Raw genomic sequence first — 6,744 nt, 5'->3', positions numbered from 1 at the left:
CATAAACGGCTCATCGGCTCATCCGCCGGCATGAGCCTTAACCCCGGAAAATTCCAGCTCCGGGTGGCCTAAAGACGGGTAGCACGTCAAAACCAGAACAGAGCTAACTTATAAATGCGGACACAAAGGGGAGCAGGTCAAAAGGCTTGTCTCGACGTAGAATCTTGCTTGCTTTATTTTGACATTTGACTTGCCCGCCGCCGATTCCCGGGTGGCGGGCTTTTTTGTTTTTGTAGGTGCATGTACGATCGGAGACGATGATACTCAATAGGACGATTACATGACCGCAGAAAGCGATGTGGACCAAGTTGTCAGGAATGAATTTTTCCCCGACAAGCAACGCGGAGTTATCGTTGAAGTGGGCGCTGCCAGACCTGATTATTTGTCAGTCAGTGCTAGCTTTCGATCAGCGGGATGGAAGGTAATCGCTGTAGAGCCCAACCCCGAGTTTTGTGCGGCCCATCGTGCCGTTGGCAATGAGGTCCTGCAATATGCCGCATCAAATGTCGACAAGGACGACGAGGATTTCTTCGTGGTCGATTCGCACGGCGCGCCGTATTACGATGGTCCCGTTTCCTATGAGAGCTTCTCAAGCCTTGGCATTAACGGGAAGTATGCAGAGTTACGCGAGACCAATCACGTTAAAACCAGTGTAAGAACGATCAAAGTTAAGGTTAGGAAGCTGGATTCAATTCTGGAACATCACGAGCCGAAACTGCGCCATATAGACATTGTTGCCGTTGATGTAGAAGGCTGGGAACTCAACGTGATGCGAGGATTTAACCTAAGCCGGTATCAACCCAAGGTTGTCATCCTTGAAAACCTTTTCGATAGTCAAGATTACGTTGAGTATATGAAAGAGCAAGGCTATAGCCTCTGGTCCAAGCTTCCGCCAAATGACATCTACGTCCGAGATCAGTCATACATCTTAAGCGCCTGGCAAACGCTGAAGCGTAAGCTAAAATTGGCGGGCTAGTTCAATCAACCCCCGATGGAAGCCACGTATCCGGCTTTGGAATGATAAGATACTCGCCTCTGAAAACGGAAAACCCTCCACTATTCAGGCACCGCCTCACAGCTCCCTCTTCGACCTGGGTCACATCGTCGTAAGCGCTATGGAGCGCGTTCATCTTCTTTTCAATATCGCGGCGGGTCGTGTTCATCAAACGCTCCTTTGAATAAGACTGTCCATCCACTAAGACGTGCTACGGGATGTGCGAATTAATCTGCGTTCTGACCAAAACAAGAGAGACAGCGTCCGCTAGGCGTGCTTCATTGTCCGCCCCTGAGCTTCTTATAGGATCGATACTTCATGCTTCGCTCTGCACTGAGACCAATTACCCGCGCAATCCGATCTGTCGTTGGCACGAATGGTTTGGCAGAAAGAGTGGCAGACCTGGATCGTCGACTCGTTACTGCTACCCATGAATCGGCCCCTCCATCACCGGCCACCGAGGCGGCGTCGGCATTGGCTACAACTGCACCCTCTCTGAACGTGAACTTCCTGCTGCACCATTCGCGGGGCGCCCTCCTGCGCGGCATGCCGTCGGGCGCGCATCGACTGCTCAGCGCAGGGTGCGCTGGCAATTGGTATTTTGACTGGATCGAGGAGACCTATGGCCGCGTGCCGGAGCACCTGGGTATCGAATACTATATGCCGAAGCCCGAGGGACTTCCGGACAACGTCACCTGGATCACAAACACCGCCTCAGACATGTCGGCGGTGGAAAACGCCAGCTGCGATCTAGTATTCTCCGGCCAAAATCTGGAGCATCTCTGGCCTGAAGAAGTTTCGGGTTTCTTACTGGAAGCGGCCCGGGTACTGAGGCCGGGAGGGCACTTAGTGGTTGACAGCCCTAACCGGCTCTTAACAGCCCCCTTGAATTGGAGCCATCCAGAACACACGATCGAACTGACGCTCGACGAAGTGACGGCGCTAATGCGCTTGGCAGGGTTTGAGATTACTGCCAGCTACGGAGTTTGGCTGTGCCGGGATCCGCGAACTGGTGAAGTGCTGCCGTTCGATCCGAACCAACCCACACCCGGCTGGTCCGTCACAGAGCGGTTGATCATAGCGCGCGACCGACCAGAGGAATCATTTATCTGGTGGATCGAGGGAGTGCGGCGCGATCGCACACCAAACGCCGCTGCCACACATGCCATGATGGCCGAATTGTTCGCTAAGCACTGGCCCGAGCGTGTCCAACGTCTGGTGGTGCCGGCCGGCCGCCGCCTACAGCAATCGCTGCAGGGTGAATGGGTCGAAGCTGCTGCTGGGGAGGGTGGTATCGTGATCTACGGACCTTACATGCCGCTGAGGGCCGGACGACACCGTGTGACCTGGCAGCTGCAGCCAGCGGACGGGACCCACTCACCAATGTCGGCGGTCTGTGATGTGATGGTGGACGGCATCGCCGAGCCGATCGCCCGTCATGAGGTGCAAGCTGGTGAATCGCATGTTTCGCTCGAGTTCAATCTTACAGATACGACGTTTGGACTCCAGTTCCGGTGCGCGAGTACCGGCGGGGCTGGCTTCTCGGTACTGCGAAAAGTAGAGCTGGAGGAGCATATCGCGTGAGGCATCAGGACGCTTCGTATCTCGACGCTTGTCACCGTCGTTTCGGGCAGTTTAGTTCGACACGCGCGTGGCAGAGTGGAAACTGAATAGCTTCTCACCGATGCGGTCAGCGAGGAATCTGCGCAAGACGGTGTCGTTATAAAATTCAAATTGTCAGGACCGTCGCAATTGCCGCGTTGTTCTATATTGGTTCTCATGAATGGAGAGAGCCCAGACGAACGAATACACATCATTCCACAGTTCGTCTGGCAAAACTGGGGTTATATACTTCCCGACTATTGATGACCAAAATAGGCGTCGGCAACCGTCTGGGCGTCAGCATCCATACGGATTTTCCCGTGCTCAAGCCAAACGATTCGGGTACAGTTTTTGACAAGCAGATCCTTCGAGTGGCTTGCAATAATGAGAATTTTGGTCTTGTTGACGAGATCGTGAAGGCGCTCATTCGCTTTGTGCTGAAAGCCTTCATCTCCCGTCGCCAGCCATTCATCCATGATAAGAATTTCAGGTTGAATCACGGTCGATATTGAAAATGCCAAGCGAAGTTGCATACCCGTCGAATATGTTCGAACCGGCATGTCGAGAAAACTTCCGAGTTCGGAAAAATCCTCAATTTCCGCTCGCCGTGCAGCCATCTCTTTTTTTGTGAATCCAAGGAGCGCACCGCGAATGCCTATGTTTTCACGGCCGGTCGCTTCGGGATCGATTCCCAAAGAGATATTGATCAGGGACGTGCACTTTCCATTGATCGCAATGTTACCGCCCGAAGGGTAGTAAACACCACTCATAACCCGCAAAAGCGTGGTCTTTCCAGACCCATTGTGGCCTATCAGACCAAGCCGATCGCCGTCCTTGAGGCTTAGGCTGATGTTTTCGAGACCACGTATGACGACATGACCCTCGGAATTCGACCCAATCGTACCACCGGTCGCCAGGCTGATGACCTGGTTCTTCAGGGATCTGCTTTTCGCATTGTAGATAGGAAAATCCACAGTGACATTTTCAAGATGCATGGAGGTCATGTCTACCTGCGCATTATGGTGTTGAGAGAAGATGTTCATAGCCAATACGTGATCCGCGAACGATACCGATTGAGGAAAAGAAGTGCGATCAACCATCCGAAAATCGCCATCGCGATGCTGACCAGCCAGTTGAGCGGCGTTGCCGTACCACCCAGCAGCGGTTCGCGTACTATACTGATCAGATGGTAGAAGGGATTCAGATCGAGCATGAGGATCAGCCGCGATCGTGCGCCGCCGGGTAAGTTATTGGCCATCCACATGATCGGGGTCACGTACATGCCGACCTGCATGATGTTCTGAACAATCTGCGTCAGATCGCGGTAGCGCGTGCATAGCACCGCCAGCACAACCATCACCCAAAGCAGGTTGAGCGATACCAGTACAAAGCCCGGAATGAACAGTAGTGCATTGAAGTTCACAAATTTCCCAAAGATGAGAAGGACAATGGGGAAGATGACCATATTGTGTGCGAGGATGATCGTGTTACGCCACCATGTTCTCAAAATGTAGGTGAAGAACGGTATGGGCAACTGCAGCATCGTGTCGGCGCTCGAGATGAAGCTGACGCAACCCTCGTTGACGAGGCTCGAATAGTAGCCCCACATGATGAGGCCGACACAGATGAACGGCAGAAATTCGGACATCGGCGAGTTGAAGATCGTACCGAAGACCAATCCCAACGCGCCAATGAGCACGCCCATATTGATGGTCAGCCAGAAAGCACCGACGCTTGACCTTCGATATCGTTGTGCAACGTCTTGCCACCCGAGGAGCGCGGCCAACCGGAAGTTTTTGACCGAACTGGAGATGTCCTCCCAGGCAGTAATCTTTTGCGTGGTCACGCTGGCCATATAATTGTCATCTCTCTGTTGGGCGATAGTTTTTGCAGGCCCGCGGTTAGCACATTCGAATTGGACTTAATAGTGACTGGCTGTCGTAATTTACGCATGGCGATAGGACCCGGCATCCATTAGTCGGATGCAAAATGGCGTGTCGGGACCAGGCGATGCTGAGCCGGTAATGATCGCAGCGATAGCTGATCTCATGGCTAATCTTGACGGATTGAGCCTCAAGACGTATCCGGCTGTCCCCGTTTTCGAACCATCGATCGTCATCGACACCGGTAAACTTCGATCTCAACTAGCATCCCCGACTTCGGCTCGCGGCCGGCCTTGCTGCTGGACGATTCGCCTTGAAACGCGATGGAAATACTGGGCGATAGAGCGATAAAGAAACCCTTTTGGCGGCGTTGTCGTAAGGATCTCACTACGTTCACGAAGATTTTCGTTAGCATTCTTTGTGCGTTGTCGTATGGGGGGCAGACAGTGATGCACCTGCTTTTGGCATTCCGGAAGGCATTCGCTTACCTGCCTCTATCCGCGGATGGATCGCAGTCACATAGAAGGGCAGAATATGAGGATAGCGGCCCAAGCCGTTCTTCACCATCAAAATGGGCGAAACGGATGCCCGAACGGCAACCGACCATTCGCTGCATAGCCGCGGCGTGCTTGCTGCTGGTCGGCGCGACACAGCGTGAAAGCTTCTAAACAAAGTGCTCGACAAGAGGCACGAAGCATTGATCAAGCGCTTCTCAAAAGCCTCCGACCGCGAAGGATGTTCGGACCATGTGGCTCGATGCGTTTGAGCAGGGGGATATTCCCGGAGCATATTGGGCAGTGCTTACACATCCCGCCACCGATCGGCCGCTGGTTCAGGAGGTTTTCGGCGAGGTACACATGCTGTTCCATCTGGTCGGCAGCTCGAACCGTCTCAACTTCTCCTGGTTGCAAAAGCTGCAACGAGAGCTCGACGAACGCGATGCGAAAATCGCCAACCAGGAAGCTCGTCTCCTTGGTGCCGCAAAGGAGCGATCCGTACTACTTCGTAGATTGAGGAGATGGAGCAAACGGCTATCCGGCTGGCGGCACGTGAAAACAGCAAGCGTGGAACCGAAGAAGAGGAGTCTCCGGTGACCTCTTTTAGGCATAGGTTGGATACGGAAAAAACCCGCGCCGAAGTCTTGTCGGCCGGGTTGGAGGCTCGCGAAGACCGTGCAAATCGCTTGTCGCGTCAAGTTGCCGAGTTGCAGCATGAACTTGCAGCAGTGAACTCAGTACTCAACGTTGAAAACAATAGAGGTCCCTCCCGGCGCATCCTCTTGATGGCAAGCCCGGGCGTTGGCTGCGGGTAATTGCGTGGTGCTGAAACCTGCTGAACAAACCCCTGCATCCATCTTGGTGCTCGCACTCGCCGAACTGATCGCAGATATCCTGCCGCCTGGCGTGCTCAACATCGTCAACGGTTTTGGCCTCGAGGCTGGGAGGCAGCTTGCATCGAGCCCCCGTATCGCCAAGATTGCTTGCCCCGGCGAGACGACGACTGGACGGCTGATCATGCAATATGCCAGCCAGAATCTGATTCCGGTGACACTGGAGCTGGGCGGCAAGTCACCGAACATCTTTTTCGAGGATGTCACGGCCGAGGATGACGATTTCTTCGACAAGGCATCGAGGGTTTCGTCATGTTCGCTCTCAATCAGGGCGAGGTGTGCACCTGTCCGAGCCGCGCTCTTATTCATGAAGCCATCTATGACAAGTTTATGGAAAAGGCACTGAAGCGCGTGGAAGCGATCGTGCAAGGCGATCCGTTGGACCCAGCGACCATGATCGGCGCTCAGGCTTCAAGCGAACAGCTGGAGAAAATTCTCCCCTACATGGACATCGGCAAACAGGAAGGCGCCGAGGTGCCCATCGGCGGCGAACGCAACGTGCTACCTGGTGATCTGGCGGGTGGATACTATGTCGTTGCCATTTCGATCTTCGCGATGCCCAAAATAAAGCATGTCGTGGTCAGGTTCTGAATTACCGCACACATCGGTATGCGCTACGAAACCACTTTGAGTATTCCTGCTGACGCGACTTCGGATGCGCACGTTACACCAAGTAAAGACGCGTCCAGTGCCATAGACGCGCTGACGATAACGAACGGCTGATAACGTTAATCAACTAACCTAATGTAACACCATCTCCTTCACCAAGATTGATCGTATTGTTGACCACATTACAACGGGTAGAACAAATTCTATCTGTCCAATCACCTAGCAACATTATTTTGTAATTTCTTTGCTAGGGTGCTATGATCAAT

The 6,744-nt window shown here is 53.4% G+C and carries 6 protein-coding genes and 1 pseudogene; 4 read left to right on the top strand and 3 right to left on the bottom strand.

Translation table 11 applies throughout. The annotated features are described in order from the left end of the window. The first annotated feature begins 280 nt into the window (after nucleotides 1-280). Complete coding sequence (locus FHS21_RS28080) at nucleotides 281-976, top strand: FkbM family methyltransferase (protein ID WP_183665238.1); 696 nt, start codon at nucleotides 281-283, stop codon at nucleotides 974-976. Between the two features lies 1 nt (nucleotide 977). On the opposite strand, the gene FHS21_RS28075 is transcribed toward FHS21_RS28080, so the two are convergent. Beyond that, nucleotides 978-1,163 carry a hypothetical protein gene (locus FHS21_RS28075; protein WP_183665236.1) on the bottom strand — a complete coding sequence of 62 codons (186 nt, stop codon included), beginning with the start codon at nucleotides 1,161-1,163 and terminating at the stop codon, nucleotides 978-980. A gap of 224 nt (nucleotides 1,164-1,387) precedes the next feature. Between FHS21_RS28075 and FHS21_RS28070 the strand changes: the two genes are divergently transcribed. Then, complete coding sequence (locus tag FHS21_RS28070; RefSeq protein WP_183665234.1) at nucleotides 1,388-2,578, top strand: methyltransferase domain-containing protein; 1,191 nt, start codon at nucleotides 1,388-1,390, stop codon at nucleotides 2,576-2,578. A 275-nt stretch (nucleotides 2,579-2,853) separates the two neighbouring features. Here FHS21_RS28070 and FHS21_RS28065 read toward each other — a convergent pair whose 3' ends face one another. Beyond that, nucleotides 2,854-3,591: an ABC transporter ATP-binding protein gene (locus tag FHS21_RS28065; protein ID WP_312879950.1), complete on the bottom strand. Its 738-nt coding sequence runs from the start codon at nucleotides 3,589-3,591 to the stop codon at nucleotides 2,854-2,856. Between the two features lie 44 nt (nucleotides 3,592-3,635). Then, the gene (locus FHS21_RS28060) at nucleotides 3,636-4,451 is read right to left on the bottom strand and encodes an ABC transporter permease (RefSeq protein ID WP_183665230.1); all 816 of its coding nucleotides are present in this window, start codon (nucleotides 4,449-4,451) and stop codon (nucleotides 3,636-3,638) included. Between the two features lie 774 nt (nucleotides 4,452-5,225). Between FHS21_RS28060 and FHS21_RS28055 the strand changes: the two genes are divergently transcribed. Both FHS21_RS28055 and adh read left to right on the top strand, forming a co-directional pair. After that, the gene (locus FHS21_RS28055; RefSeq protein WP_183665228.1) at nucleotides 5,226-5,573 is read left to right on the top strand and encodes a hypothetical protein; all 348 of its coding nucleotides are present in this window, start codon (nucleotides 5,226-5,228) and stop codon (nucleotides 5,571-5,573) included. A gap of 195 nt (nucleotides 5,574-5,768) precedes the next feature. Next, nucleotides 5,769-6,403, top strand: a pseudogene (adh, locus tag FHS21_RS28050) (aldehyde dehydrogenase); the annotation flags it as partial. Between the last annotated feature and the right edge of the window lie 341 nt (nucleotides 6,404-6,744).

This window comes from Phyllobacterium trifolii, from assembly GCF_014192095.1.
Classification (GTDB): Bacteria; Pseudomonadota; Alphaproteobacteria; order Rhizobiales; family Rhizobiaceae; genus Phyllobacterium; species Phyllobacterium trifolii.
Note: the sequence above shows the minus strand (reverse complement) of the source record. Positions and strands in the feature narration are given on the sequence as shown.

What these genes read in the sequence shown, in the direction of transcription:
- FHS21_RS28080 (WP_183665238.1), top strand. Translation starts at nt 281, where the DNA reads ATGACCGCAGAAAGCGATGTGGACCAAGTTGTCAGGAATGAATTTTTC.
- FHS21_RS28075 (WP_183665236.1), bottom strand. Translation starts at nt 1,163, where the DNA reads ATGAACACGACCCGCCGCGATATTGAAAAGAAGATGAACGCGCTCCAT.
- FHS21_RS28065 (WP_312879950.1), bottom strand. Translation starts at nt 3,591, where the DNA reads ATGCATCTTGAAAATGTCACTGTGGATTTTCCTATCTACAATGCGAAA.
- FHS21_RS28060 (WP_183665230.1), bottom strand. Translation starts at nt 4,451, where the DNA reads ATGGCCAGCGTGACCACGCAAAAGATTACTGCCTGGGAGGACATCTCC.
- FHS21_RS28055 (WP_183665228.1), top strand. Translation starts at nt 5,226, where the DNA reads ATGTGGCTCGATGCGTTTGAGCAGGGGGATATTCCCGGAGCATATTGG.